20 protein-coding genes are annotated in these 26400 nt (G+C 60.0%); 6 read left to right on the forward strand and 14 right to left on the reverse strand.

The window, feature by feature from the left end:
- Nucleotides 1-7: 7 nt before the first annotated feature.
- From kdpB to AC07VR_RS22955, 5 genes are all read right to left on the reverse strand, one after another.
- Nucleotides 8-2086, reverse strand: coding sequence for a potassium-transporting ATPase subunit KdpB (kdpB, locus tag AC07VR_RS22935; protein ID WP_494991200.1), 2079 nt, complete (start codon nucleotides 2084-2086; stop codon nucleotides 8-10).
- A 10-nt stretch (nucleotides 2087-2096) separates the two neighbouring features.
- Nucleotides 2097-3869 carry a potassium-transporting ATPase subunit KdpA gene (gene kdpA / locus AC07VR_RS22940; RefSeq protein ID WP_495012634.1) on the reverse strand — a complete coding sequence of 591 codons (1773 nt, stop codon included), beginning with the start codon at nucleotides 3867-3869 and terminating at the stop codon, nucleotides 2097-2099.
- The gene (kdpF, locus tag AC07VR_RS22945; protein ID WP_494991202.1) at nucleotides 3866-3958 is read right to left on the reverse strand and encodes a K(+)-transporting ATPase subunit F; all 93 of its coding nucleotides are present in this window, start codon (nucleotides 3956-3958) and stop codon (nucleotides 3866-3868) included. Before kdpF ends, kdpA begins: the two co-directional genes overlap by 4 nt.
- A 462-nt stretch (nucleotides 3959-4420) precedes the next feature.
- Nucleotides 4421-4798, reverse strand: coding sequence for a cupin domain-containing protein (locus AC07VR_RS22950; RefSeq protein WP_495012635.1), 378 nt, complete (start codon nucleotides 4796-4798; stop codon nucleotides 4421-4423).
- 29 nt (nucleotides 4799-4827) lie between these two features.
- The gene (locus tag AC07VR_RS22955; protein ID WP_495012636.1) at nucleotides 4828-6864 is read right to left on the reverse strand and encodes an oxidoreductase; all 2037 of its coding nucleotides are present in this window, start codon (nucleotides 6862-6864) and stop codon (nucleotides 4828-4830) included.
- Nucleotides 6865-7000: 136 nt separating this feature from the next.
- Between AC07VR_RS22955 and AC07VR_RS22960 the strand changes: the two genes are divergently transcribed.
- The 6 genes from AC07VR_RS22960 to hpaA all read left to right on the forward strand — a co-directional run bounded on the left by AC07VR_RS22960 (nucleotide 7001) and on the right by hpaA (nucleotide 13001).
- Nucleotides 7001-7654, forward strand: a complete 654-nt coding sequence (locus tag AC07VR_RS22960) for a TetR/AcrR family transcriptional regulator (protein ID WP_495012637.1) — start codon at nucleotides 7001-7003, stop codon at nucleotides 7652-7654.
- Between the two features lie 36 nt (nucleotides 7655-7690).
- The gene (locus AC07VR_RS22965) at nucleotides 7691-8530 is read left to right on the forward strand and encodes a pyrroline-5-carboxylate reductase family protein (protein WP_495012638.1); all 840 of its coding nucleotides are present in this window, start codon (nucleotides 7691-7693) and stop codon (nucleotides 8528-8530) included.
- Between the two features lie 41 nt (nucleotides 8531-8571).
- Entirely contained in the window at nucleotides 8572-9573 is a 1002-nt protein-coding gene (locus AC07VR_RS22970) for an ABC transporter substrate-binding protein (RefSeq protein ID WP_495012639.1), read from the forward strand.
- A 150-nt stretch (nucleotides 9574-9723) separates the two neighbouring features.
- Complete coding sequence (locus AC07VR_RS22975) at nucleotides 9724-10587, forward strand: ABC transporter permease (protein WP_494991714.1); 864 nt, start codon at nucleotides 9724-9726, stop codon at nucleotides 10585-10587.
- Nucleotides 10577-11686, forward strand: a complete 1110-nt coding sequence (locus AC07VR_RS22980; protein WP_494991208.1) for a quaternary amine ABC transporter ATP-binding protein — start codon at nucleotides 10577-10579, stop codon at nucleotides 11684-11686. The genes AC07VR_RS22975 and AC07VR_RS22980 overlap by 11 nt, the downstream gene beginning before the upstream one ends.
- A gap of 412 nt (nucleotides 11687-12098) precedes the next feature.
- On the forward strand, nucleotides 12099-13001 hold the full coding sequence (gene hpaA / locus AC07VR_RS22985; RefSeq protein WP_495012640.1) for a 4-hydroxyphenylacetate catabolism regulatory protein HpaA: 903 nt from the start codon (nucleotides 12099-12101) through the stop codon (nucleotides 12999-13001).
- A gap of 357 nt (nucleotides 13002-13358) precedes the next feature.
- Here hpaA and AC07VR_RS22990 read toward each other — a convergent pair whose 3' ends face one another.
- The 9 genes from AC07VR_RS22990 to bcsZ all read right to left on the reverse strand — a co-directional run bounded on the left by AC07VR_RS22990 (nucleotide 13359) and on the right by bcsZ (nucleotide 26398).
- A complete protein-coding gene (locus tag AC07VR_RS22990) occupies nucleotides 13359-14477 on the reverse strand; it encodes an ABC transporter ATP-binding protein (protein ID WP_494991210.1) in 1119 nt (372 codons plus the stop codon).
- Nucleotides 14474-16081 carry an ABC transporter permease gene (locus AC07VR_RS22995; RefSeq protein ID WP_495012641.1) on the reverse strand — a complete coding sequence of 536 codons (1608 nt, stop codon included), beginning with the start codon at nucleotides 16079-16081 and terminating at the stop codon, nucleotides 14474-14476. Before AC07VR_RS22995 ends, AC07VR_RS22990 begins: the two co-directional genes overlap by 4 nt.
- A 4-nt stretch (nucleotides 16082-16085) precedes the next feature.
- Nucleotides 16086-17102: an iron ABC transporter substrate-binding protein gene (locus tag AC07VR_RS23000; RefSeq protein ID WP_494991212.1), complete on the reverse strand. Its 1017-nt coding sequence runs from the start codon at nucleotides 17100-17102 to the stop codon at nucleotides 16086-16088.
- A gap of 291 nt (nucleotides 17103-17393) precedes the next feature.
- Complete coding sequence (locus AC07VR_RS23005; protein WP_495012642.1) at nucleotides 17394-18545, reverse strand: alginate O-acetyltransferase AlgX-related protein; 1152 nt, start codon at nucleotides 18543-18545, stop codon at nucleotides 17394-17396.
- Nucleotides 18545-19954, reverse strand: a complete 1410-nt coding sequence (locus tag AC07VR_RS23010; protein WP_495012643.1) for an MBOAT family O-acyltransferase — start codon at nucleotides 19952-19954, stop codon at nucleotides 18545-18547. The genes AC07VR_RS23005 and AC07VR_RS23010 overlap by 1 nt, the downstream gene beginning before the upstream one ends.
- 18 nt (nucleotides 19955-19972) lie before the next feature.
- Nucleotides 19973-20647 carry an alginate O-acetyltransferase AlgF gene (locus AC07VR_RS23015; protein WP_495012644.1) on the reverse strand — a complete coding sequence of 225 codons (675 nt, stop codon included), beginning with the start codon at nucleotides 20645-20647 and terminating at the stop codon, nucleotides 19973-19975.
- Nucleotides 20644-21312: an SGNH/GDSL hydrolase family protein gene (locus AC07VR_RS23020; protein ID WP_495012645.1), complete on the reverse strand. Its 669-nt coding sequence runs from the start codon at nucleotides 21310-21312 to the stop codon at nucleotides 20644-20646. Before AC07VR_RS23020 ends, AC07VR_RS23015 begins: the two co-directional genes overlap by 4 nt.
- 17 nt (nucleotides 21313-21329) lie before the next feature.
- Nucleotides 21330-25193, reverse strand: coding sequence for a cellulose synthase subunit BcsC-related outer membrane protein (locus AC07VR_RS23025; protein ID WP_495012646.1), 3864 nt, complete (start codon nucleotides 25191-25193; stop codon nucleotides 21330-21332).
- Nucleotides 25169-26398, reverse strand: a complete 1230-nt coding sequence (bcsZ, locus tag AC07VR_RS23030) for a cellulose synthase complex periplasmic endoglucanase BcsZ (protein ID WP_495012647.1) — start codon at nucleotides 26396-26398, stop codon at nucleotides 25169-25171. Before bcsZ ends, AC07VR_RS23025 begins: the two co-directional genes overlap by 25 nt.
- Nucleotides 26399-26400 lie beyond the last annotated feature (2 nt).

The raw sequence follows: 26400 nt of genomic DNA on the forward strand, positions 1-26400 counted from the left end.
CGCTCCTTCAAGTCAGACCGACAACCGACAAGGTCATGTCGATCAGTTTTATACCAATGAACGGCACGATCACGCCGCCCAGACCGTAGATCAACAAGTTCCGGCGCAGCAGCAACGCTGCTCCGACCGGGCGGTACTTGACGCCTTTCAACGCCAGCGGGATCAGGAAGACAATGATCAGTGCATTGAAGATCACCGCGGACAAGACCGCCGAGTTCGGGCTTGCGAGCCCCATGATGTTGAGCGCGGAGAGCTGCGGATAGGTGCTGACGAAAGCGGCCGGGACGATCGCGAAGTATTTCGCGATGTCGTTGGCGATCGAGAAGGTGGTCAATGAGCCTCGGGTCATCAGCATCTGCTTGCCCGTTTCCACCACCTCGATCAACTTGGTCGGGTTGCTATCGAGGTCGACCATGTTGCCGGCCTCTTTGGCAGCCTGGGTACCCGAGTTCATGGCCACCGCAACGTCGGCCTGAGCCAGGGCCGGTGCATCGTTGGTGCCGTCGCCCGTCATCGCGACCAGTCGACCTTCGCTTTGGTGACTGCGGATCAACCGCAGTTTGTCCTCGGGCGTCGCTTCGGCCAGGAAGTCATCGACCCCCGCTTCGGCAGCGATTGCCGCTGCGGTGAGCCGATTGTCACCGGTCACCATCACGGTCTTGATACCCATGCGGCGCAGTTCGGCAAAGCGTTCCTTGATGCCGCCCTTGATGATGTCTTTGAGTTCTATGACACCGAGAACCTTGAGCCCGTCTGTCACCACCAGCGGCGTGCTGCCACGGCGGGCAACGTCGTCGACGATGGCTTGCACTTTCTCCGGAAAGTTGCCGCCCAGGGCGTCAACATGTTTATGGATCGCTTCGGCCGCTCCCTTTCGTATCTGCCGGTTGCCCATGTCGACGCCGCTCATACGCGTCTGCGCCGAGAAGTGAACAAAATGCGCGCCGAGCGTGTGGATGTCGCGCTCACGCAGGTTGAACCGCTGTTTTGCCAGTACCACGATGCTGCGGCCTTCGGGGGTTTCATCGGCAAGTGAGGCGAGTTGCGCCACGTCGGCCAGTTCCGATTCCTTGACTCCCGGTGCCGGCAGAAAGGCGGATGCCTGGCGATTGCCGAGGGTGATGGTGCCGGTCTTGTCGAGCAGCAACACGTCGACGTCACCAGCGGCCTCCACCGCCCGCCCCGAGGTGGCAATCACGTTGGCTTCCATCATGCGGCTCATGCCGGCTACACCCACCGCCGACAACAGGCCGGCAATGGTCGTGGGAATCAGGCAGACGAGCAGGGCGACCAGTACGGTGATCGAGATGGGCGACCCGGACTTCGCCACTTCGACGCCATACAGCGAATACGGCAGCAGGGTGACGGTGACGCCGAGAAACACGATGGTCAGGGCCACCAGCAAGATCGATAACGCGATTTCGTTTGGAGTCTTCTGCCGCTTGGCGTTCTCGACCATCGCGATCATGCGGTCGACGAAGGTTTCACCGGGGTTCGTCGTGACGCGAATGACGATCCAGTCGGAGAGCACCCGTGTCCCGCCGGTCACCGCGGAAAAATCGCCGCCAGCCTCCCGGATTACCGGCGCTGACTCGCCAGTGATTGCTGACTCGTCCACTGACGCTGCGCCCTCGATCACATCGCCATCGGCGGGAATCAGAGAACCTCCGAGATCGCCTGCTTCGACCACCACCACGTCACCCTTGCAGAGATCGCTGGACTGAGCCAGTTGCCACTCTGAGCCATAGTGGGGTTCGCGCAGCTTCTTGGCCCAGATCTCCTTTTTGAGGTCGCGCAGAGAAGCCGCCTGAGCCTTGCTGCGACCTTCCGCGAGGGCCTCGGCAAAATTGGCGAACAGCACGGTGAACCACAGCCACAAGGTCACGGCGACGATAAAGCCGCTGCTTGCCTCGCCTTTGCCGCCCAGAGCCTGGATCCACAAGCCGGTGGTGAGGATCGCGCCGACATAGACGACGAACATCACCGGGTTGCGCCACTGCACCCTGGGGCTGAGTTTGCGAAACGACTCGACAATGGCGGGTCTGGCCAGGGTTGGGTCGAATAAGGTGAATGATTTTCGTGTCATTTTCCTGGACTCACTTGAACAGCACCAGATGTTCGACGACCGGTCCCAGCGCCAGCGCCGGCACGTAGTTCAGCAGGCCGACCAGCAGCACGGTGCCGATCAACAGAACGACGAACAGCATCCCGTGCGTGGGCATCGTGCCTGCCGTCACGGCCAGTCGTTTCTTGGCTGCAAGGCTGCCGGCAATTGCCAGTACCGGTACGATGACGCCGAAGCGACCAAACCAGCTCGCGATAGCGAGTATCGTGTTGTAGAACGGTGTATTGGCTGACAGACCGGCGAAAGCGCTACCGTTATTGTTGGCAGCCGAGGTAAGGGCATAAAGGATTTCGGAGAAGCCATGGGCTGCGGGGTTGGCAACGCCGATCCGGCCCGCATCGGCCATTACCGCAATCGCCGTCCCGAAGAGCACCAGCAGTGGTGTCACGAGGATTGCGATGGACACCATCTTCATCTCGTAAGCCTCAATCTTCTTGCCGAGATACTCGGGTGTGCGGCCGATCATCAGGCCAGCGATGAAAACCGCGAGAATGGCAAACACCAACATGCCATACAGGCCTGAGCCGACACCGCCGAATACCACTTCGCCCAGTTGCATCAACACCAGCGGAACGGCACCGCCTAGCGGCGTGAACGAGTCGTGCATGCCATTCACCGCCCCGCACGACGCCGAGGTGGTGACGGCGGCGAACAGGCTCGACGCCGAGATGCCAAACCGCACCTCCTTGCCTTCCATGTTGCCCGCGGCAGCGTCGACGCCCAGCGCCGAGAGCTGCGGATTGCCGAGCTGTTCGTAATGGGTGACCGCCACGACAGCGACGACAAAAATGATCGTCATCGCCGCCAATACCGCCCAACCCTGGCGTTGATCACCCACAACGCGGCCGAACACGAAACACAGTGCAGTGGGGATCAGGAAGATGGCGATCAACTGGAAGAAGTTCGCCAGCGCAGTGGGGTTCTCGTAGGGATGCGCCGAGTTGGCGTTGAAGAAACCGCCACCGTTGGTACCGAGCATTTTGATCGCTTCCTGTGACGCCACAGGTCCCATCGCGAGGGTTTGCGTGTTGCTCGTATGGTCCTGCAGGACCGGGTTGCCTTGTGCATCCTTGATTGGCTGGCCGGCCGCATCGAGCTGGGGTGATTGGTACTGCGTCACCTCCAGCGTCGTCACGTCCTTGTAGGGATCGAAATTCTGGATCACGCCCTGGCTGACGAAGAACAACCCGAATACCAGCGACAGCGGCAGCAGGACCCACAACGTGACGCGAGTGAGGTCGGTCCAGATATTGCCGATGCTGGTTGCACTGTGGCGCGCGAAGCCGCGGATCAGCGCCATCACCACCACCAGACCGGTGGCCGCCGATAGAAAATTCTGCACCGTCAGCGCGAGCATCTGGGTCAGGTAACTCATCGTCGACTCGCCGCTATAGCCCTGCCAGTCAGTATTGGTGACGAAGCTGGCTGCGGTGTTGAACGACGAGTCGGGGCTGATGGTGCCAAAACCCTGCGGATTGAGTGGAAGAAAACCCTGCAGCCGTTGCAGTGCATAGACTGCCAGCAACCCTGAAATGTTGAATATCAGCAGCGCGAGCATGTACTGAAGCCAACCCATCTCGACGTCAGCCTTGACACCCGCGAGGCGATACAACGGTGCCTCGATACGTGAGCCGAGGGTAAATCGGCCCTCCATCACCGTGGCGATCCATCTCGCGAGCGGCCATGCCAATGCAACCAGCACCAAGAGATAGACGCCAAGCAGAGTCCAGGCCTGGATCGTCATAAGAAGTCCTCCGGAAACAGCAGTGCGGCGATGAGGTAGACGAGCAGCCCGAGCGCCAGCAAGCCGCCGAAAAGGTAGAAGCCGTTCATCAACGCCTCCTGTTTAGCGCGGCACAACCGTAGGCCATGCCGACTACGGTGACGAAGCACAACGCACCGAGCCCTAGAAAGACGAAGTCCATCGCGATCCCTCCTGTGATGCTGTCTAGTGGCCTGTGTGGTTAGTTCTGTCAGTCAACTTCGGCGCCACAAGCCCCTATCCTGCGTTGCTGTTCCTCGCCATAGCGGGCTATGACTCGTCACAGCGCCTTGGCCAGGGACTTCTGGCATCCGAATTTGAACTAACGAACTAACGAACTAACCGTACAGGCCTCTAGGCTAGTTTTTCAGGTATCAAGATGCTGAAAATATTCAGGGGGGCGAGATAAAGATTTCGAAAAGATGGAGCAGGCAACGCTGCATTTTCGTGGCAGGGGAAAGTGACGTCGCGACGAGAGTCCGAGATGGATGACATCACCACGTGATATCCGCAAACAATCCTTTGCGCATCGGTCAGCGGCGGGTATAGATCACCAGCAGGATGGCTCCTTGTACGGAGCCCGCGCTGTGAGCCGCATCGGGTGCCCGGCAACAGTAGTCCCCGACGTTCAGCGTTCGGTCCTGATCAAAGAATGAGCCTTGCAGTACGAACAGTTGTTCCAGCTCGCCTGCATGGGTATGGCTGGCGACATGGGCGCCTGGGTCGACCTTCATCAAGAGGGTTTTTTCACCGCGCCCGGTGTCTTCGAACAGCGGTTTGATCCAGAAACCTTCAGCCCGGGTCGGCAGCCAGTCATCTGCCGAAGACGAGTGATAGCGAGAGCCTTCGACCGGTCCCTGAATGCCGTTTTTCCCGGCAATTCTCCAGGATGGAGTTTCATCTTTTTGCATGGCGTTCTCCACCCCGGCAATGGGATCGTTTACAAGTCCTTGACCAGTCTCAAGGCATCGTAGATAGCGGCGTGGGTGTTACGCGCAGCCACCGCATCGCCAATGCGAAACAGCTGAAATACACCGTCCGGGTTGGTCACGACATTTTGCGGGTTGCCGACGATCAGGTCCTGATGCTCAACCACGCCACCATTGCTGGAGGCGGCTTTCAATTCGAAATACAGCTCGTCCAGCGGTCGGGTGCCGTGGTTGACCACCACCTGATCGACGCGTCGGGTCTTGCGCGCGTTGCCGTAGTCACTGTCGATGGTCGCCAGCAGATCCTGACCCTCGCGTTCGACGGCGAGCAGGCGGAAGGTGACGGTGAAGGTTGTATCCAGTGCTTGCAGCGAGCGCATATAGGGCACCAGGTTCATCGCCATGACTTCCGGTGCAAAGGTGCGGTCCGGCGTCATGATTTCGACTTTTGCGCCGCTTTTGGCGATGAACTCCGCGGCTTGCAGGCCCGCGTGATCGCCCGCGTCGTCGAACAGCAGGACATTGCGCCCGGGCTTCACATCCCCGGAAATGATGTCCCAGGCCGAGACCACCAGTTCATTTCCAACAGAGAGGATCTCGGTATGGGGCAGGCCGCCGGTGGCGATGATCACCACGTCCGGTTTTTCGTCGTGGACGGTACTGGCCTGCGCCCAGGTATTGAAATGAAAGGTAACGCCCCGAGCCATGCACTGGGCCATGCGCCAGTCGACGATGCTGATCATTTCCCGCCGTCGTTGTGATTGCGCGGTGAGACGAACCTGCCCGCCCGCCTGATTGGCGGCTTCGAACACCACGACTTCATGGCCACGTTCGGCAGCCACTCGTGCGGCTTCCAGCCCGGCAACACCGGCACCGACAATCACGATCTTGCGTTTGTTGCCGGCCTTGGGAATGTCATGGGGCATGCTGGTTTCACGGCCTGTGGCCGGGTTGTGAATGCAGTAGGCGGCACCGCCCTGGTAGATCCGGTCCAGGCAATAGTTGGCGCCGACGCAGGGGCGAATATCCTCTTCGCGGCCCTCGATGATCTTGCGCACGAGATGCGGGTCGGTCATGTGCGCGCGGGTCATGCCGACCATGTCAATCTTGCCTGAGGCGATGGCATGGCGGGCGGTGGCCACGTCCGGGATCTTCGCCGCGTGAAAGGTGGGGAAGTCGGTGGCGGCGCGAATCTCCCCTGCAAAATCCAGGTGCGGTGAGTTGCGCATGCCCTGGATAGGAATCACGTCGGTCAGGCCGGCGTCGGTGTCGATATGTCCGCGAATGACGTTGAGAAAGTCCACCATGCCGCTGTCTTTCAGACGTCGGGAGATGTCCAGGCCATCGGTCTGGGTCAGCCCGCCGGGCATTTGCTCGTCACCGGTATAGCGCACGCCGACGATAAACTCATTGCCGACGCGCTTGCGGATGGCGCTGAGGATATCGAAGGTAAAACGCAGCCGGTTATCGATAGAGCCGCCATAGGGTGCATCGAGGTCGTTGGTCAGCGGCGACCAGAATTGATCCATCAGGTGCCCGTAGGCCTGTAACTCGATACCGTCCAGGCCCGCTGCCTTCATTCGTTCCGCGGCGTCGGCGTAGTCCTTGATGATGCGCTCCACATCCCAGTCTTCCATCTTCTTCGGGAAGGAGCGATGGGACGCCTCGCGCTCGAACGACGGCGACACCACGGGCAGCCAATCACCCTTGTCCCAGCGCGTGCGGCGGCCCAGATGGGTCAACTGGATCATGACCGCTGCGCCATGTTCGTGGCAGGCGTCGGTCAGGTCTCTCATCCAGCCGACAACCTCATCCTTGTAGGCCAGGATGTTGTTGAACACCGGCGGGCTGTCACGGGAAACCGCGGCAGAGCCGGCGGTCATGGTCAAGGCCACACCGGCCTTCGCCCGCTCCACGTGGTAGGCGCGATAGAGGTCCTTGGGCATGCCGTCTACGGGATAGGCCGGTTCGTGGGCGGTGGTCATGATTCGGTTTCTGAGAGTCAGGTGCTTCAACTGATAGGGCTGGAGGAGCGGATCATTCAGCATCGTCAAGACTCTCCGGAAGAGGGCATCGGGTCAGGGTTGAAATTACGTTAGGGTGAAATGTACACCTGTGTCAACATGCTGGACATAGGTGTACATTTTGCTTGCGTGGCTTTTGGCAAGCGGCTAGGATCGAGTCATGAATGAACATACCAAAGCAGTAGAAACAGGCTGGCGAGGGTCGCTGGAAGGCTGGCTCGACGCCGCCTATGAAAGCCTGACCGAGTGCGGTGTCGACACGGTGCGGGTGATGCCGCTGGCCAAGAAACTGGGGCTGTCGAGAACCAGTTTCTACTGGTTTTTCAAGGATCGCGAAGAGCTGCTCGCGGCATTGATCGAGCGTTGGCGGGTGAAGAACACCGGCAATCTGATCGCCCAGACCGAGTGTTATGCCGAGAGCATTGCCGAGGCGATGCTTAACGTTTTCGACTGCTGGCTGAACCCGGAACTGTTCGATTCACAGTTCGAATTTGCCATGCGCAGCTGGGCCTTGCAGTCCGCCGAAGTGGCCGAACATATCCGGGTGGCCGACATTGCCAGGCGCGAAGCACTGATCCGGATGTTCGTGCGCTTCGGCTACGCATTCGACGCCGCCGATGTGCGGGCTCGAACGATTTACCTGACGCAGATTGGCTATATCAGCACCAACACCCGAGAGGATATCGGGGAAAGAATGCGGCGGATTCCCGAGTACGTGAAGATATTCACCGGCCAGGAGCCTCTGGCTCGCGAGTTGAAACGTTTCTATTTCCGTCATGGCTATGAGGCGGATGACGTTTCATCGGCTACCTGACTGACCGCGACTTCTGATTAACGAAGGCAGGTTCAAATGTTCAACGAACCCACGATAGGCATTATCGGTGGATCGGGATGGCTTGGCCGCTCGATAGCCCTGGCGATGCTCGACAAGGCCTTTATCCGGCCCGGCTCGCTGGTGCTTTCGAACCGCTCTGCAAGCAACCCGGTAGCGAGTGAGAAGTGGCCGCAAGTGACCGTAACGCGCAACAACCAGGAGCTGGTGGAGCGTTGTGATGTGGTCATTGTGGCGGTACGCCCGGAACAATTTGCCGACGTGGAGATTTTCGCTGAAAACAGGCTGGTGATTTCTTTGATGGCCGGCGTGAGCCTTCGCAACGTGGCGGCCTATACGGCAAGTCGACAGGTCATTCGTGCGATGCCCAATGCCGCAGCAGAAATCGGCAAGTCCTATACGCCTTGGTTGGCAGCGATGGGTGTCACTGACGAGCAGAAAGCCTTTACCCAGAGGCTGTTCGAAACCTTCGGTAGTGCCGATGAAGTCTTCACCGAAAACCATTTGAACTACCTGACGGCGCTGGTGGGAACGGGGCCTGCTTACCCGGCGCTGTTGGCGCGCAGCCTGCTCGAGCATGCCTTGAACAGTGGCTTGCCCCCGGCGATTGCCCAGCGTGCGGTGCAGGCTGTGGTGGTGGATGCCAGCCAGTTGATCGGGAATGGACACTCCCCCGACGAGCTCTTGCAAACGCTCATCAACTACCGGGGCGTTACGGCGGCAGGCCTCGAAGCCATGATCGCCGGCGGCTTCGATAAAACAATAAAAGCAGGTCTGGATTCGGCGACCTCAGTCGCCTGTTCCATGAGTCCATTTGCCCATTCTGCTGACATGAAAGAAGGTTCAATGATGCGGTAGTTGACCCTTCTTAACTTTGGCCGCAATCGAGGGTAGCGTTTATGAATATAAAGTCTTTCTCGAAGACGGGAGTTGCATTGGGGATCGTTGCATTCAGTGGTTGGGCCTCAGCGTCTGAATGTGGCGATGTGACTATCGCCAACATGAACTGGCAATCGGCTGAAGTGATGGCCAACGTCGACAAGCTGATCCTCAACGCAGGCTACGGTTGTAATGCCGATCTGGTGACCGGGGATACCGTTCCAACCATCACCTCCATGGTCGAAAAGGGTCGGCCCGATATTGCCCCGGAAGGCTGGATCGACCTGGTTCCGGAGGTCGCCAGGACGGGTGTTCAAAACGGTAACCTCATTCAGGCGGCGCGTTCATTGTCCGATGGTGGCTCGCAAGGCTGGTGGATTCCGAAATACGTCGCCGACGCCCATCCGGACATCAAGAGCTTCGATGATGTGAAGAAGCACCCCGAGCTGTTCCCGGCGCCTGACGATGCGAAAAAAGGCGCGATCTACAACGGTCCACAAGGCTGGGGCGGCACGGTGGTGACCAGCCAATTCTACAAGGCTTACGGGTTCGAGAAAGCCGGCTTTGTTCTGGTGGATACCGGCTCGGCCGCGGCGCTTGATGGTTCCATCGCCAAAGCCTATGAGCGCAAGGCGCCCTGGCTGGGTTTCTACTGGGCACCCACCGCCTTGTTGGGCAAGTATCCGATGGTGAAGCTGGAAAATGGCATTCCCACCGACCCGGTGGAATGGAAGCGTTGCAATACAGTCGCCGACTGTCCTGATCCCAAGCCTAACGGCTGGCCGATCGACCGGGTCTTTACCTTGACCACCAAGTCCTTCGCCGCTCGCTCGCCAACCGTCATGGCGTACCTGAACAAACGCGCCTGGTCCAATGAGACGGTGAACCGCCTGATTGCCTGGATGACCGATAACCAGGCCACCGGAGAGGAAGGGGCCAAGTACTTCCTCAAAAACAACGAAGCACTCTGGAGCCAGTGGGTCACCCCTGAAGCGACCGGCAAGATCAAGGCTGCGCTTTAATCTCTCGGATCAATGCAGCCGTTGCGATGCGCTGCATTGATCCTTGCGCAGATAAAAATAAAAACACCCATGTATTGAAATGACTGCCAGTGTTCTTACGGTCTTCTACAAAAGGGGAATGTTATGGAGTGGCTATCAAGCTTTCCACATATGGAGGACGAAAGACTTAGGGCTTTGAAAAAGGCTATTGACGGTGCCTTTCGACACTTCACCAGCACCTATGGCAATGGCTTCGAAGCGTTCTTCGAGCCGTTGCAGTATTTCCTCAATCAGTCCGAGCGGTTCATGACCACGACGCCATGGCCGATCATCATTCTGCTCGTCGCCTTGATTGCCTGGTTTGCCAGCCGCAGCTGGAAGATTGTTTTGGGTTGTGTGTTGACGCTGATGGCGATCGGTTATCTGGACATGTGGACCGACACGATGAAGACCCTGTCGATGATCTTCGTCTGTACCGTGATATCCATCGTCATCGGCTTGCCGACCGGAATTGCCATGGCCCGCTCCAATCGCCTGCAGAACCTGATCAGCCCGGTGCTGGATGTGATGCAGACCCTGCCGAGTTTTGTCTACCTGATCCCGGTGGTGATGCTATTGGGGATCGGCAAGGTCGCGGGGCTGATTGCGGTGGTGGTCTACGCCTTGCCGCCAATGATCCGGCTGACCAATCTCGGTATCCGCCACGTCGATGCCGAAATGCTCGAAGCCGCCGATGCCTTTGGTTCCTCCGGCTGGCAGAAACTGAAAAACGTCCAGTTGCCGCTGGCGCTGCCGTCAATCATGGCCGGGATTAACCAGACCATCATGATGGCGCTGGCCATGGTGGTGATCGCCTCGATGATCGGTGTTCAAGGGCTGGGGCAGCCAGTGCTCAAGGCCATTTCCAACCAGTACTTCACCTTGGGCATGTTCAACGGCCTGGCCATCGTCGGTATCGCGGTGATCTTCGATCGGGTCAGTCAGGCCTATGGCAGAAGACTGCAAAAGCATCTGGAGATGGTTCATGGTCACTAATCTGTCCAACGATTTCGGCATCGAAATCAAGCATCTCTACAAGATCTTCGGTTACCAGGCTCAAGCCAGTATCGAGCGGGTCAAAAACGGCATCAGCAAGGCCGAGCTGCTGTGCAATCACAGTCATGTACTGGGTTTGAAGGACATCAACATCAGCATGCCGTCCGGGGGCATCCAGGTCATCATGGGCCTTTCCGGTTCGGGAAAATCGACCTTGATACGCCATATCAACCGATTGATCGAACCCACCGCCGGCGAAGTCATCGTGGGTGGCGTGGACGTGCTGAAGATGAGCCCGCACGATCTGCGAGAATTCCGCCGACATAAAATCTCCATGGTGTTTCAGAAGTTCGCGCTGCTGCCCAACCGGACCGTGCTCGACAATGCGGTGTATGGGCTGGAGATCCGGGGACTGCCGCGTGGCAGGCAAGTGGACGTGGCCATGGGCTGGCTTGCGCGGGTAGGGCTCAAGGGCTTCGAGAATCATTATCCGAACCAGCTCTCCGGCGGTATGCAGCAGCGGGTCGGTTTGGCCCGGGCACTGGCCAGCGACGCGCCGATATTGTTGATGGACGAGGCGTTCTCGGCACTCGATCCGCTGATCCGTATGGATATGCAGTCGGTGCTCCTGGATCTGCAAAAAGAGATCAAGAAAACCATCGTTTTCATCACCCACGATCTCGATGAAGCGCTGCGTATCGGTGATCGAATAGCCATCCTGCGTGACGGTGAAGTCGTGCAACAAGGCACCCGACAGGACATCGTCATGAACCCCGCCGACGATTACATTGCCAACTTCGTCAAGGAAGTGAACCGGGGGCGGGTGATCAGCGTCGAGGCGATCATGAGGCCATTTGTTCGGGTGAAGGCCGGAGCGACGTTGGCGCTGCCAATGGGGACGTCACTCGAGTCGGCGGTCAAACGACTGGTCGAAGCGGGGCTCGATGAGTTGGTGGTCACCAACAGTCAGGGCCAGCCCGTGGGGCAGCTGGCGCTGAAGTCCATTATTGCGACGATGGTCACCTCGACGGTGAGCGAGGCGTCGCAAGCGGATCAGGTCAAATCACCAGAGCGGCTCGTGCTGCCGGATTGCAGCTGAAGAGCGCCGGTTGCGCGCGCCTCCAACAAGAGAGGCCCAGGGAAAAACCCATGGCCTCCTTGTTGTGACGGCTATCTGTTTGCCTTGTTCCCGACTTAACAAACGCGCCAGATCCTCGCCGTTTCAGAGCGTTGAGTCTTATCGCGTCTTTCAAGCATTCAGTTAGTTCAGCGCGACACCGAACAGGGTGCCGGTCGCAATGTCATGCAAGGCACGGCTCATGCTTTTCTCCTGGCAGTTGCAGGGCGGTGGGTGCCCTGCGTGTAATTAGTTAATGTATTAACGTAATAATTAATATGTTAACTATCGTCAAGCGCTTGTGGAGCACACGACAACTAGCTCTCGGTTTGAGGATGGCGCAGGATGTGTCCAGGATTGGACCGAAACAAAAAACAAGAATGAGAACACTGTCATGACTGATCGCCAGCCGATCCCCAATATCAACATCGGCCAGGTCTACGACCAACGCTACAGCGATGCCGAAGTGCATTACGACAAACTGAGCAATCTGGCCGGGTTCTTTGGCCGCAACATGCCAGTGCATCGTCACGACCGTTTCTTTCAGGTCCATTACGTCAAAAACGGCGCGGTACGGGTCTACCTTGACGACCAGCAGTATCTGGAATCGGGGCCGATGTACTTCCTGACTCCGCCGACCATTCCCCACTCGTTCGTTACCGAGCCCGATAGCGAAGGCCATGTGTTGACGGTACGCCAGCAACTTGTCTGGGAATTGATCGAGGCCGATCCGAGCCTTGCGCCCAGGTTCCAGATCCCGCCGGTTTGCGTGGCCCTGACACGGTTGGCACCGGAGTTCGATGTGGAGGCCAGGCGTCTGGAGTTGCTGTTTGACGAGCTGCAAAGCGAAATCAACCAACAGCGTTCCGGGCGCGGGCCTGCCCTCGATGCCTTGACTCGTCTGATCGTTATCAGCCTGCTCAGGCTCTCGGCCAATTCGCTCGAGGCGAAACCTGCCAGGCATGAGGACCTGCAAATATTTCATCGTTTCAATGAACTGATCGAAACGCATTACCTGCAGCATTGGCCACTGTCGCGCTATGCCGATCGAATCGGTGTGACAGAAGCCCGTCTCAATGACGTGTGTCGACGGATCGCCGACTTGCCCTCCAAGCGCCTGGTGTTCGAGCGGTTGATGCAGGAAGCCAGGCGCCTGCTGTTGTTCACCGGCAACTCGGCCAACGAAATCTGCTATCAGCTGGGTTTCAAGGACCCTGCCTACTTCAGCCGGTTCTTCCAGCGATACGCACAAATGACGCCGGGAGAATTTCGTCGGCGGCAATCGGGCTTGCGATGAGGGGGGCATGACGCTGGTGCATTTAAATCAGCAGGGCTGGCGGGCGGGGTGCAGGGCAAGGTTTCATTGATGTTCCCTGTTGTCATTGTTCTGATGCGCTGAGCGCTTATCGCCCATCATGGCGATAGTCAGCGTCTTGAAAAATGGCTTTTACAAGGAATGAATTGCACTTTTCATGGATTTTTCTGCCCGCGGCTCAATGAGTACGGCCTCGCCAGGCGACACTGGCGAGTCATCCGCATCTTTTGTCAGCAAGGCGAAATGGAAAGCCGTCAGCAGGCCCGTTTGGCCTGCGTCCGAGGGGGGCGAAGACTGAAGAACGTCAAGCCGTGATGAATGACTCCACGTTCAACTCACTCAACAAGGCTGAGGCGTCGTCTGCGCGTTGCTGGGGATGGTCGGGGTGGTCATGACGTGAGCATGCCCCTCTGCGTAGATATGAACCGTGCTTCCCAGCGCAGGAGCATGGATGCCAGAGCTGCGCACCGTTAACGTCCGGCTCGATGGCTGCCCACCGGCGGATGGAGATGGCACCTTCAGTTCCACCGTCAATGTGCAGGTATTGCCACCAAAATCGAGCTCGGTAACGACCCCCCAACACCCCTCTGACTGCTCCTGGCCAGAGACCTGGCTGGATATCTGGAGCTGTTCGGGCCGCAACATGATCTGCGCCGCACCATATTGCGAGCTATCGCTGACGTGGATACGTCCCAGATCGCATTTGGCCCAACCCTCTTCGATCCAGGCAGGCATCACCACCGCGTCGCCCAGGAAAAGAGCGGTTTCCTCGTCACGGGGGCGCAGGTAAAGGTCCATGGGCGGACCGGCCTGAACCAGTCTGCCTTGGCGCATGACAGCCAACTGGTCAGCAAAGGACAACGCTTCGGCCTGGTCGTGAGTCACCAGAATAGTGGTGACACCGGCATCCGCCAGGAGTCGCGCCACCGTCTTGCGCATGGAGGCACGCAGACCGGTGTCCAGTGCAGAAAATGGTTCGTCCAGCAGCATCAGTCGAGGCCGTTGCGCCAGGGCGCGAGCCAGGGCTACCCGTTGTTGCTGACCACCCGACAGCTCGTGAGGCCAGCGCTGGCCCATGCGCGGGTCCAGGGCAACCATGTCCAGCAATTCCGCGACCCGCTCTTGTTTCGAGGCCGTATTGCCTGGGAGCCCGAATCCGATATTGGCGGCAACCGTCATGTGCGGAAAAAGCGCTCCGTCTTGCGGAACATAGCCAATAAGCCGCTGGTGGGCCGGCACCTCGGTGGTACTGTTGACCAACGTCTGGCCATTGAGCGAGATGCTGCCTGAGTCAGGAAACTCAAACCCGGCGATCATCCGCAGCAAGGTGGTTTTCCCCGAGCCGGACGGGCCGACAATGGCCGTGCGGCTGCCTGTAGGTACCGACAGGTTGACGTTCTCCAAGGCCGGCAGGGAACCAAAGGATTTGTAGATTGAAGTCAATTCAAGAGCGTTCATCGGCCTGCCGTGCGTTTGGATTGATGGTAAAGAAGCCCGGTCAACGGAAGCGAAAGAAGGATCATGATCAACGCGTAGGGTGCAGCGGCGGCATAGTCGATCTCACTGGTCATGGCCCAGAAACCGGTGGCCAGCGTGCGGGTGCCGTTGGGGGCGAGAAGCAGGGTGGCGGTCAGTTCATTGGTGATCGCCAGGAAGACCAGTGCAGCGCCAGCGGCTGCTCCTGGCGCCGCCAGCCGCATGGTGATAAGCCATAGCGCCTGGCTGGGCGAACGACCGAGACTACGGGCCATGTTTTCCAGTTCCACCGGCGCCTGGGCAATGCCGGCGCGCAAACTGACCAGCGCTCTGGGCAGGAACATCAGCAGATAAGCCAGTAGCACGGTGATCGTTGTCTGGTAAATCGGTCGGGCGAAATTGATCGTGATAGTCACCAGTGCCAACGCCACGACAATGCCCGGCAATGAACTGGTGATGTAGTTGCAGCTTTCCAGCACACGGTGCAGTCGCCCCGGTGAGCGGATGGAGAGCCAGGCGACAGGGATCGCCGCACAGGTAGCGATGATCGCGCCCGCGCCGGCCAGAATCATGGTCTGCTCCAAAGCCGGCAGGATATCGCTCATGCGCCAGACCTCTGCGCCGCCGGCCACCAGCCATCTGGCCAGGGTGATCAACGGCACGCCGAGTGCCAGCGCACTGGTCACTATCGGCAGCAGCAATGCCATGGTTTTTTCCGTGCGATCGAGCCGCATGATCCGCTGCAGGCGCGCACTCCCGGACCCCACCCGTGCATAACGGGCCTTGCCGCGCGTTGCCGACTCAAAGGTCAACATGGCCAGACAGCACAACGCGAGCACACCGGCCAGCATGTTGGCCGCAGGTCCGTTGAACGTGGACTTGAACTGGTCAAAGATCGCCGTGGTGAAGGTGTCGAAACGGATCATTGCGTACAGACCGTATTCGGCCAAAAGATGCAGCCCGACCAACAAGGCGCCACCGCCGATGGCCAGACGCAACTGCGGCAGTACGACCCGGAAGAATACCGCCCAGGGCTTGAGGCCCAGTGATTCGGCGACATCTTCAATGGCCGGATCAAGGCGGCGTAGCGTCGCCGCAACGGGTAGGTAGAGAAAAGGGAAATAGGCAATAACCGAGACTAATACCCCGGCGGACAACCCATGAATCGGCGGGACCAGGCTGACCCATGCATAGCTGTGTACAAACGCCGGCACCGCAATGGGCGCGGTCGCCAACACAGACCACAGGCGCCGGCCTGGCAGGTCGGTGCGCTCGGTCAACCAGGCCAGGGCCACCCCAAGTGCGACGCACAACGGAATCGTAAACACCACCAGCAAAACGGTGTTGATCAGCAGCTCGGCGACTCGGGGCCGGAATACCAGCTCCCCGATGGTCGCCCAACCGATCTGAAAGGAAACACCGATCACGAAAGCGAGCGGCAGCAGCGCCAGCAACGAGACCAGTATTGAAATGCCAACGACCCACGCGCCGCCGCTCCGGGAGCGGCGGCGTCGCAGGTGCAGGTGCGCTGGAATCGCCGAATCGGCGACTCCAGCAGGTTTTGAGACGATGACTGGCTCTGACATCAAATTACAGCAGCCCGGCCTGAGTCATCAGCTCGACAGCCCTTTTGCTGTTGAGTTTCGAGGCATCGACGAGCGGGGCGTCAAGTTCTTGCAGCGGCACCAGTTTCGGGTTGGATTGCGCATTCTGGCCAACAGCGTACTCGAACGATTTGCCTGTTTTCAGGATGCCCTGACCGTCTTTGCCGGTAATCCACTTCAGGAAAGCCTGGGCCTCTTCCTTGTGTTTACTGGACGCCAGAACGCCGCCACCGGAGATGCTGACAAAGGCACCCGGGTCTTTATGTTTGAAGTAGTGCAGGGAGGTGTTCTTGCTGTTTTCGCCGGTCTTGGACTGGTCGACGAAGCTGTAATAGTGGTAGATCACGCCGCTGTCGATCTGGCCGGCATTGACGGCCTTCAGCACTGCACTGTTACCGCGGTAAACGGTGGCATCGGCTTTCATCGCCTTCAGCCATTCCAGCGTTGCGGCTTCGCCTTTGAGCTCCAGTACTGCGCTGACGATGGCCTGGAAGTCTGCGCCGGCAGGCGATACGGCCCAGCGGCCTTTCCAGCTCGGGGACGCCAGGTCAAGCAAGGACTTTGGCAGATCGGCTTCGGCGAGCTTGCTTTTGTTGTACACAAATACGGTGGAGCGAGCCGCGATGCCGACCCACTTGCCATGGGCCGGACGATAGGCCGAACCCACTTGCTCAAGGGTGGTTGGCGCCACTGGCGTAAACAGCCCGGCATTGTCCACCAACACCATCGCTGGCGAGTTCTCGGTCAGGAACACATCGGCAGGGGAGGCGCTGCCTTCCTGCACAATCTGGTTGCCCATCTCGGTGTCATCGCCGTTGCGCACGGTGACCTTGATCCCGGTTTCGCGGGTAAAACCCTCTACCCAGGACTTGGTCAGGCTTTCGTGCTGAGCGTTGTAGACCACGATGCCGTCGGCGCTTGGAGCTGCATACACATGGCCTGCGCTCAGGAGAGCGGTCGCCAGCAGTGCTTTTTTGAGGAAGGAAGGGATACGGACAGTCATTCTGTTAACAGCTCCAGCGGTTTTTCGAAATGTTATGGTCGGAGGTTTTGCATGGGTCGCTGCGATGAAGCTCGCAACCCACGTGGAACAATGCGAATCATTTGCATGTTTAATTCGCGTGGAATGTAGTGTGGCAAATGAGAAAAAAACGTCAAAATAACATTTAATAGATGTTATTTGCATTTAGATTAACGCCGCACGGGTCAGGGCGTGTCAAGGGGTTGCTGACGTTTGGAGTGTTGCTGCTCACGAGGTTGAGGTTTGGGGTCCAATTGTCTGCGCTATGGTCTGTCACAGTGGGCGATACGTAATGCGGTCGGTGTAAGCCGATTGCAGGTCCCGCTCCGGGATCTCCCAGATGATCAACCTGGGTGGCGTTTCTTTGAATGCGGGGTTGTTGAGGTAACTGTTTGCGGCGCCGGAGAACGCTCCACCATCTTTGGCAAAGTTACCCACGGGGGCGCCCAGTGCCAGCTGCAGGAACCCCGCGAAGTTGGAGTTGCGTGAAAAAGAGGTCCCGATGAGCGCGGTGTCAGGCAGGTTGGCATCGCCAAAGAGGTCCAGCGCATTGTCAGGACTGTCGACTGGCGCAGCGGGAAGTTCGCTGATGCTGCTTTGGGCGACAATTTCGGGTTCGGGTTGCCATTTCAACGGCAGCCAGTCGATGCCTGCCAGACGGACCAGATCGCCGGGTCGCACCACGCCCTGGGTGTGACTGACGTTGAACGACCGGTGGGGCATTGCGGTGATGCCCAGGGTCTTGAGGTGCTGCGCGATGGCATCGGCCGCAGCCTTCGCGCCGGATTCGCTCCAGTGCGTGTCGGTGCGCAAATAGGCATCGGCCCCCAGCGGCCTCAGCGCGTCGGTCAGGTCCAGATTCGACACGCCACCCCCATTCAGCTTCGAGGTCCAGGCCTGGATACGTCCTTCCAGCGCGGCCGGGCGGTGCAGGGAGCAACGTTGCGCGGCGGCGATGCGGCTCTTGTCTGGAACGATGACCACCAGCAGGCTGATCCCGCGTCGGGCGAACTGCTGTTTCAGATCAATCACCGCCTGGGCTTTTCCATCGGCATTGCGCTGCGCTTGATGATTGACCTTGAGTTCATCGGCCAGAAACAGCCAGTCACGGCAGCCCGGACGAACCCTGGGCCCAGGGTCGCCGAGGAGTACCCAACTGGCACCGCGCTCCAGCTCGGCGAACGTTGTGGGGACGGAAGCCTTCGACAGCTCCTTGGCGAACCGCTGGGTGATATCGCCGTCAAGAATCTGTTCGCTCAATAATTTCGCAGGTATCAGCTCGATTTTTCCTGAACCGATCAACCGGCCTGCGGACAGCAATCCTGCAAACAGGAATACCAGCAGGGCCAGGCCTGCCAGCGGGCTGGCGCGTGAAGCCAGATCATCTGGCTGAGTGGGGGCGGGGGTGTGCTCTGGGGGCGTCATCAGAATTGAAAGTACAGGAAGGGCACGGTTTCGCGACTGGCGATCAGTGCGAACGACAGTACGAAACCGGCGATGGGCCAAAGGGCGCTGACGCAGAGCGCAATACCGCCCAGTCGTTTCTCACAATAAGGGTCCAGCAGCGGTGCGAGGACACCGAACACACCCAGCAAGGCCGCAAGGCCGTGTACCGGGCGCAGTGTCGCGCGCAGTTCGTCTGCCAGAGCAATGCCCTGCAGGCCGAACTGCCCGGCATACAGGCGCAGCGCGCTGTGGAAATCGGGGGCGCGGAACAGTGTCCAGGCCAGGCATACGAACAACAGTGTCAGCCCATGGGAAAGCACCGGCGGTACAGGGGGCAGGGCAGAACTGTTCCAGGCACGATCAACACACAACGCAATGCCATGCGCGCAGCCCCAGAGCAGATAGTTCCAGCTATCGCCACCGTGCCAGAGGCCGGCGATGGCCATGATCAGGAACAGGTTGCGGTAGGTTTTCCAGGGACCGTTGCGATTGCCGCCCAGCGGAATATACAGATAGTCACGCAGCCAGCTGGACAGCGACAGGTGCCAGCGCCGCCAGAAGTCCTGGATGCTGTTGGCCAGGTAGGGACGATTGAAGTTCTCGGGGAAGTGAAAGCCCAGCATCAGTCCCAGACCAATGGCCATGGCGCTGTAGCCGGCGAAGTCGAAGAACAGTTGCAAGGAGTAGGCAAGGCAGCCAACCCAGGCGTCGGAGAAGCTGGGGTTCTGCAAACCGAACGCCACATCGACCACTGGCGACAGGGTGTCGGCCACCAGCACCTTCATGCACATCCCGACCATGAACCGGCGTGCACCCAGCGAGAAATTCTGCACGTTGAAGTAACGGCGTTGCAGCTCGCGTTGAACCCAGTCGTAGCGAATGATGGGGCCGGCGACCGAATGGCCGAACATCGAGATATAGGTGGCGTAGTTGAGGAAGCTGCGTTCGACCGGCACGGTGTGGCGATGCACATCCACCAGGTAGGAAATCGCCTGCAATACGATAAACGACAGCCCGGCCGGCATGATGACCCGTTGCCAGTCCACAGGCATGGCGCCGTACCAGGTGAGGGTCTCGTTCAATGTACCGGCGACGATGTTGGCGTATTTGTACCAGCAGAGCACCGCGGTGTTGAGCACGATCAGTGTCACGAGTATCCGCACGCGGCCCTTGCCATCCTCCCGGGTCGCGTCGATCAGCAACCCACCGGCCCACGCCGTGATCGTCAGCATTACATGCAGTGCGAGGAAAACCGGGCTCAACCAGCCATAGAACAGCCAACTGCCAAGCAGTAGCGTGACGTTGCGCCAGGCTGGCGGACTCAGCGCATAGGCGCACAGGAACAGCGGCAGGAACAGCGTCAGAAACTCGAGGGAGGCAAAGACCATGGTGGTGGCGCGATCCGGTTAGTGAGCCAGCGCGTCAGTCGCGGACAGCAGGTACGGGCCATTTGCGCCCGGCAGCAGCACAATGCTGTAGCGCTCGCCGGCCTTGAGCTGGCCCAGGCTCAGCGGAGCACCGACGTCGGCCTGGGCACAGACCAATTGAACCGACAGGCTGACAGGGTTGATGGCGCGGCGTTGCACGCTGCCATTAGCCACCTCCTTGAACAGTTCGGCTTTCGAACCTGCGAGGCGCAAACCGGCTTGGGTGCAACCTGGATCCGCGTTGATAAACGCCAGTGAGGCTCTCAGGCTATTGAAATCGTCGGGCTGCTCACGGATGACCACCTGGCTGATACCTTGAGTGCTGTCTGGCAAGGCGATCACGGTGGCGAATTCACCCGCCGCGATCCGGATGTCCAGCGGCTGGTTTTTGCCGTCGCGTTCGAGGGTGCCCTTGATTGGATGGTCGGCAGGCACCGGCATGTAGTCGGATACGGCGTGCGGGCCCTCGAGCCTGAGACGTGCCTCAGCGTTCTCGGCCAGCAGTTGCAACGGTCGGTCGGCGGCATTGATAAAGCGCAGGAAGGCCGAGTCCTGGGCCGGGCCCGTCGGGTATAAGGCAATGTCTGCGGCCTGGGCATGCAGGCTCAGCAACAGGGGCGCGAACAGGGCCCAGCCAAATGTCGGGCGGGTCATTTTACTGCTCCCTTGTTGCTGACACTGGCGGCAGGCAGTTTGGCCAAAGCACCGCCGATCGCAGCGCCCCATGATTGATAACCGGCGACGGTGAAGTGCTGCCCATCGGTGGTAATCCACTGCCCGGGTTTGGAGAGCGTCAGCGAGTCGATGTAGGTGCAAGGCGCCACGTTCGCGGCCAGAAACTGGGACATCAGCTGAGTGCGGGCATCGTTTTTCTGGTACATGCCACCGGCCTTGCCCCAGGCCGGGCCAACCCAGGCGCAACGCGTTCCGGTGGCGCTGATGGCCTTGGCCAGGCTGGTGACGCTTTGCCACGCCCAGGCCTTGGGAAATACCGGTTTGTCATAGGACGCCATGGTGTCGCCGATGACCAGTACCACCAGGTCGGGCTTGTCGGCGGCAATCAAGTCCTGGATCGGTGTGGTGGTTGCCTCGCGCCCCTTGATCACTATCTTGTCGTTGCCTTTGCGCTCGGCACCGCAGTCGACCTTTTTGCTGATCAGCCAGTCGCCGGCGCTGGCACCGCAGGCACCGATGGAATGAACCTGGGCCCCTTGACGGGTCAGGTTGTCGTGCAGCGGCTCGAGCAAATGGTCCGCGAGGCTCATGTGACTCTCCCCCAGAACAAGTAGAGTCAGGCCGGCAAGTGCAGAAGTGGGCATCGAAAGCTCCAGAATGATCAGTTGGAATAAGGTGAGGTGTACGGGCTGACCGGCAGGTTCATGGGGCCGCTGATGTCCTCGAACTGGTAGCGCACAGACAAGGCGCCGCTGATTTGTTGATAGTCGTGGGCGTTGTCCAGACCCAGATTGGCGCCCAGCAGGAAGTTCGAAGCGACCTTGTATTGCGCCGCCGCGGCGAGGCTGTAACCGATCCCGGTTTTGTTTTGCGCTGCGTAGCGCAAGCCCGAGGCCGCCTGCAGGGCTTTGTCGGTAGGGAAATAGTCGGCACTGTCCTGCTCGAAATGCTGCACGCCGACTGACGTCTTGACTTGATATGTCAAGCGTCCGCTGCGTTGCGCCCAGGTCACCGGCACGCCCAGGGCGAAAAAAGTCTGCGGGCTGAAATAACCGCCGTGGCCAAAGGTGAAATAGTCCTGGTTGTTGGCGTAGCTCATGCCAGTCATGCTCAGGCCGGCAGTCAGCTTGCTGTCCGTTGCATTTTGCAGGTACCAGTAGACACCGCTGCCCAGTTCACTGCGGCTGTTGGATTCGACATGGTTGCCCATTAGCTGGTGCCAGGAGGCGTAGCCATAGGCGCCGACTTCGTTGTCGTCATAGCTCAACTGGCCACGCCCACCGTTGGCACTCACGCCGCCCCAGGACTGGCCACTGCGTTTGTCGGTGGTACCGGCAAACGAGGTGACGCTGTCGGTCACCGGACGCCGGGAAACGCTCACGCCGTAACGGACATTGGAGGTGTCGCTCAGGGGGCGGTCGACGCTGATTCCACCTGTAGCGGTGCTGTATTTGAAGCCCAGAGGGGTGGTGCCAATATCGGCTTTGAGCCCTTCAGCGGGCCTTTGAATGGCGACGGCGAGGCCGACACCCTGGGCTTTTTGCGAGCCGGCGCCGTCACTCTGCGCACCGTTGCCGAAACGCTGCAGCGACTCGCTGCTGGCGCTGCCCGCGTTCAGCGATACCGGCGTCACGCGCAGGGCGAGGCGGCTTTCATCCAGCGGAATATTGATTTCGAGCGGTGTTTCAACATCCGTCAGTTTGCTCAGTCCCGACTCACTGTTGTTGCTGCGAATGCTCAGGCCTTGAGTGACATAGGCGCTGCGCTCCTGGAGGATCTGATTGAGCGCCCGTTGCGCGGGGCTGATGTCCTCGCTCGCCAGGGCTTCGCGTGGCAGCCGTGACTCGAATGGATTGCTCGCCTGCTGCGCGCCTGGGGCGGCCCCGATGCCGGTGTTGTCGCGGGACGCAATGAGGACTGGCATCTCCTGAGCCGGCGGCGGAATCACTGCCCGTGAGGTCGTGCGGCTGACCTCCCTGAGTTGGCCCGGCCCCCCTGCAAAAGGGTTGGACGCAACCGTCGAAGCTGCCAGTTGGGTGCCTCGATCCCGGCGTTTCTCGCTCTGTTCGATGGCCACCGCTTTGCGCAGCAGATCAGCGGCCATGCCGGTCTTGCCCATGTTCTGGTAGAGGCGGGCGGCCTCAGTCAGCGTTTGAGGGTTACCGGATTCGGTCTTGAGCAGCTGTTGCAGCGCCTGTTCGGCAAATGCAGTGTCATGTGCGAGCAGGGCCGCGTTGGCAGCCCCCAGCAGCAGTTGCGGGTCGTTTGGCTGGCGCTGCAACAGCGGCTTGTAGAGCTCGAAGGCTTTTGCCGTGTCGCCGTTGGCCGAGTACATCCGCGCCAGGGCAGAGACCGCAGCGCTGTCACCGGGGCGTTGCGCCAGCGCGGGCGCCAGCGTGTCATAGGCGCTGGCCAGATCGCCTCGTTCACGCAACTGGTCAGCCTGACGGATGCGATAGAGATAAAGCAGGTCGTCGAAACGCTTGCGAGTCGACGCGTTCAGGGGCCGGTTCTGCAGGTCGCGCAGAATCGTGTTGACCTGTGAGTCTTCTCCAGCTCTCAACAGGACCGTAGCGTATTGCAGGATAAAGTCTGCCGTGGGGGCCGTGGCTGTTTGCATCTGGCTGCGCATGAGGGTCAGTGCGCTGCTCGGGTCACCGACCTCGACATAGGCTGAAGCCAGGCTCGTCGTGCGCTCCGGGCTGTTGCTGGCCATCGGCTGAATGCGGTCGAGCAATGTCAGGGCCTCCTGGCGCTGCCCGCGCTTGCCCATCTCGATTGCCTGGCTTAGTTGCAGGTTGAGGCTGACATCAGCGGCCAGCGCTTCCATATCCGGGGTGCGCTGGTCGGGACGTAAGCGTCCCAGGGTCGTCTGAGCGGCTTTCCATTCATCCATCTGGACCGACAGTAAGGCGCTGACGTAAAGCGCATCGGCATTGTCGGGGTGGGCCTGGAGCATGGAGTTGATCAGCTCCCGAGCCTTTTGCGGCTCTCCCATCGCCAGGTTCAAGCGTGCCAGGGCGAAGCGTGTCCAGATGTTGTCCGGCTCGTACCGCAGCGCATCCTGCAAGGCGTTGCGCGCGGCCGGCAGGTCGTTGCGTTGTTCGGCGAGAGCGGCCAGTTGCGTCGAGCGCAAGGCTTGCAGGCGCCCCGACTGGCCGAGCTTCGCCTGTTGGACTGCTGGCAAGGTCTGGATCAGTTGCAGGGCTTCATCGCTCTTGCCGCTCTTGAGCAGAACATTGACCAACCCTTCCAGCGCCTGAGGATCGTCACGGCGCTGGCTCAGTACCAGACGATAGTTGCGTTGTGCATCATCGAGCTGACCCTCCCGGGCCTGGATATCGGCCAGGGCAAGGCGGGCGTCCGCCCCGTTCGGGGTCAGGCGCAGGGCCTGGCTGACCAAGGCCTGTGCCTGGGCTGTCTGGCCTTTGGCCTGGGCGTCCCGAGCCCGCTGCAATGCAAACCAGTAGCGGACTTCTTGCAGAGCTGCCTGCCACTGGCTGCCGTCACGTTGTCGTGCGGCCTGACTCAAGAGTTTTTCCGCTTCGTCCAGTCGGTGTTGCTGCTGGCGGATAACCCCAAGGCCACCCAACGCGTCAGCATCATCGGGCCGGGTGTTCAAGCGCGCCTGAAAAGCCTGTTCGGCCGTGGCCTGGTCACCTTCTTTGAGTGCCTTGAGGCCGCGCGCCACTTCAGCGGGCGGTTGCCAGCCCTTGTTGTCTGTCGCGCTCAGCCGTTGCTTGCCCTTGTTCATCTGCGAGCGGATTTCCTGGTCATCCGGATGAGTCTTGAGGTAGGCCTCGAACAAAGGCAGTTGCGTGGCATTGGGCGGGCCGATCCAGGTCAGCGCCAGGCGCCAGCTTTCGTCTGCATCACCGGCGATGTCAGTACGCTGGGTCAACCCGGCCAGGGCGCGGATGCCCTCGGCACGGCTGTCTTCATGGCGTACCAGATGCTTGGCGTAAAACAGCGCGACGATCGAGTCGTTGGGCATTTCGCGTTGCAGGCGCTGAAATCCGCTTCGCGCTTCAGACCAGTCGGCCTGATTGAAGGCAAGGTTGTTGTAGTACTCGCGGCCGATCTTGCCTTGAGGTGGGCGGCCATCGAACAGTTGGCGAAACACGGCGGTCGCTTTGTCGCGTTCGCCGGCATCGGCGAGGCGGCGAGCCTCTTCCAGACGTTGCTGGTTCTGCGGTTGTGCCAGGGCGATATCCTGTGCCAATTGCAGTGCCAGGCGAGGTGACGGCTGGATCGCCTCCAGGCGGGCGAGGTATTGCTGCGCCTGCTGTGGCGTGTTCAGTTGCACACCGATCAGGCCCAGGCCATACAGTGCGTCCACCTGGACAGGGTCCAGAAGCAGGACTTTCAACCAGACTTCCGCCGCGCGTTGAGGGTTGTCATGCAACTGCCAGTAATGCCCTTGCTCGACGAGCAATGTCTGTGGCGTCGGACTTTGAGCGTGGGCAACAGCGGCCGTCCACGCGCTCATGGCGACGATGGCTAGCGTGCGGTGGTGCGCGTACATGCGGTCTCCCAGGAGAGTTTCAGCGTTCCGTCTTCCCGGAATCGATAGTGTTTGTCTGCCCAGCCGAGCGCGAACAGGCTGAGCATGAAGTTGTAGTAAAGCGGGGGGCCGTCAGTGACATCAGGTTTGGCCAGCGCTTCTCGCAAGGTCTGTTCCACACGGCGCCGTTGCTGATTGGCCAGCCGGGGTTGGCCCTTGGCCTGAAAGTACGGAATCAGTGCCGCGGAGAATCCGAAAGGGCCCTGACCCTGAACGTTGCCCTGGAGAACCTGGACTGTTTCCGGTGGGACCCCTGTCGCGACTGTACTGCGGGCCATACCGTCCAGCCGATTGAGCAGGGGCCCTGCCAGTGGTTCGGTCGCGTCGCTCATGCCCAGCCAGAGGTACACGCGAATAGCATCATAGCTGCCCGTTTCGCCCTTGAACGGGTCGCTCACGAATACGCCCGATTGCGCTGAGTCCCCTTGATAGCCGACCCAGTCCGCAACGAAACCGCGCGGGCTTGATTGACGAATCATCTTGGCGGTGTTGTCGGCTATGGCTAGCCAGGGACCGGAAGGTGCTTCCTTGGCCAGCCGCCGCAACAAGGGCAGGGGCAGGTAGCTGGGATTCAGACGCCAGAGCTGGTCCGGCTGGACGAAGCCCACCGGCCCAGGCAATACCATCGGGCCCAACCCGGGCAACCTGACGACCAATTGCGCCTCGATCGTCGCCATCAGCTGCAGGGCGTCTTCGCGATAGTCCGGCCGGTGCCACAGACGTGCTGCTTCAAGCAGGGCGTAGGCGAACCACAGATCAGCGTCGGCGGCCGAGTTGGCGTCCTGCAGGAGCCATTGACCGTCCGTGCCTTGCCCCCATAACCAGCCCGGCAGTCGCGTGGCGATGGTTGCACCGGCGAGGTTGGCGGTGGTCCAGCGCCATAGTTTGTCGAAACTTTGCTGATCGTTGCCGATCAGTGCGAAGAGCATGCCGTAGGACTGACCTTCAGAGGTGCTGTGATTCTTCTCCAGGCTGGACTCCAGAACCCGGCCGTCGGCCTGGACGAAGCGCGTTGCATAGGTTTGCCACAGCGGCCAGGCCGGTTGCTCGCAGGATTTTCCCGCCGCCATCGTCGGAGCCAGCAGAGCGAGCGCAAGCGCGGCGCTCAACCTGCGCACCGTGCTGCGCAGGCAAGCATTCCGGGGGCTCATGGTCGATGGCGGCATGC

This window comes from Pseudomonas sp. GW821-FHT02H09 (assembly GCF_059421425.1).

What these genes read in the sequence shown, in the direction of transcription:
- kdpF (WP_494991202.1), bottom strand. Translation starts at nt 3,958, where the DNA reads ATGAACGGCTTCTACCTTTTCGGCGGCTTGCTGGCGCTCGGGCTGCTC.
- AC07VR_RS22975 (WP_494991714.1), top strand. Translation starts at nt 9,724, where the DNA reads ATGGAGGACGAAAGACTTAGGGCTTTGAAAAAGGCTATTGACGGTGCC.
- AC07VR_RS22960 (WP_495012637.1), top strand. Translation starts at nt 7,001, where the DNA reads ATGAATGAACATACCAAAGCAGTAGAAACAGGCTGGCGAGGGTCGCTG.
- AC07VR_RS23005 (WP_495012642.1), bottom strand. Translation starts at nt 18,545, where the DNA reads ATGACGCCCCCAGAGCACACCCCCGCCCCCACTCAGCCAGATGATCTG.
- bcsZ (WP_495012647.1), bottom strand. Translation starts at nt 26,398, where the DNA reads ATGCCGCCATCGACCATGAGCCCCCGGAATGCTTGCCTGCGCAGCACG.
- AC07VR_RS22950 (WP_495012635.1), bottom strand. Translation starts at nt 4,798, where the DNA reads ATGCAAAAAGATGAAACTCCATCCTGGAGAATTGCCGGGAAAAACGGC.
- AC07VR_RS22955 (WP_495012636.1), bottom strand. Translation starts at nt 6,864, where the DNA reads ATGCTGAATGATCCGCTCCTCCAGCCCTATCAGTTGAAGCACCTGACT.
- hpaA (WP_495012640.1), top strand. Translation starts at nt 12,099, where the DNA reads ATGACTGATCGCCAGCCGATCCCCAATATCAACATCGGCCAGGTCTAC.
- AC07VR_RS22980 (WP_494991208.1), top strand. Translation starts at nt 10,577, where the DNA reads ATGGTCACTAATCTGTCCAACGATTTCGGCATCGAAATCAAGCATCTC.
- AC07VR_RS23000 (WP_494991212.1), bottom strand. Translation starts at nt 17,102, where the DNA reads ATGACTGTCCGTATCCCTTCCTTCCTCAAAAAAGCACTGCTGGCGACC.
- AC07VR_RS22990 (WP_494991210.1), bottom strand. Translation starts at nt 14,477, where the DNA reads ATGAACGCTCTTGAATTGACTTCAATCTACAAATCCTTTGGTTCCCTG.
- AC07VR_RS22970 (WP_495012639.1), top strand. Translation starts at nt 8,572, where the DNA reads ATGAATATAAAGTCTTTCTCGAAGACGGGAGTTGCATTGGGGATCGTT.
- kdpB (WP_494991200.1), bottom strand. Translation starts at nt 2,086, where the DNA reads ATGACACGAAAATCATTCACCTTATTCGACCCAACCCTGGCCAGACCC.
- AC07VR_RS22965 (WP_495012638.1), top strand. Translation starts at nt 7,691, where the DNA reads ATGTTCAACGAACCCACGATAGGCATTATCGGTGGATCGGGATGGCTT.
- AC07VR_RS23015 (WP_495012644.1), bottom strand. Translation starts at nt 20,647, where the DNA reads ATGACCCGCCCGACATTTGGCTGGGCCCTGTTCGCGCCCCTGTTGCTG.
- AC07VR_RS23020 (WP_495012645.1), bottom strand. Translation starts at nt 21,312, where the DNA reads ATGCCCACTTCTGCACTTGCCGGCCTGACTCTACTTGTTCTGGGGGAG.
- AC07VR_RS23010 (WP_495012643.1), bottom strand. Translation starts at nt 19,954, where the DNA reads ATGGTCTTTGCCTCCCTCGAGTTTCTGACGCTGTTCCTGCCGCTGTTC.
- AC07VR_RS23025 (WP_495012646.1), bottom strand. Translation starts at nt 25,193, where the DNA reads ATGTACGCGCACCACCGCACGCTAGCCATCGTCGCCATGAGCGCGTGG.
- AC07VR_RS22995 (WP_495012641.1), bottom strand. Translation starts at nt 16,081, where the DNA reads ATGTCAGAGCCAGTCATCGTCTCAAAACCTGCTGGAGTCGCCGATTCG.
- kdpA (WP_495012634.1), bottom strand. Translation starts at nt 3,869, where the DNA reads ATGACGATCCAGGCCTGGACTCTGCTTGGCGTCTATCTCTTGGTGCTG.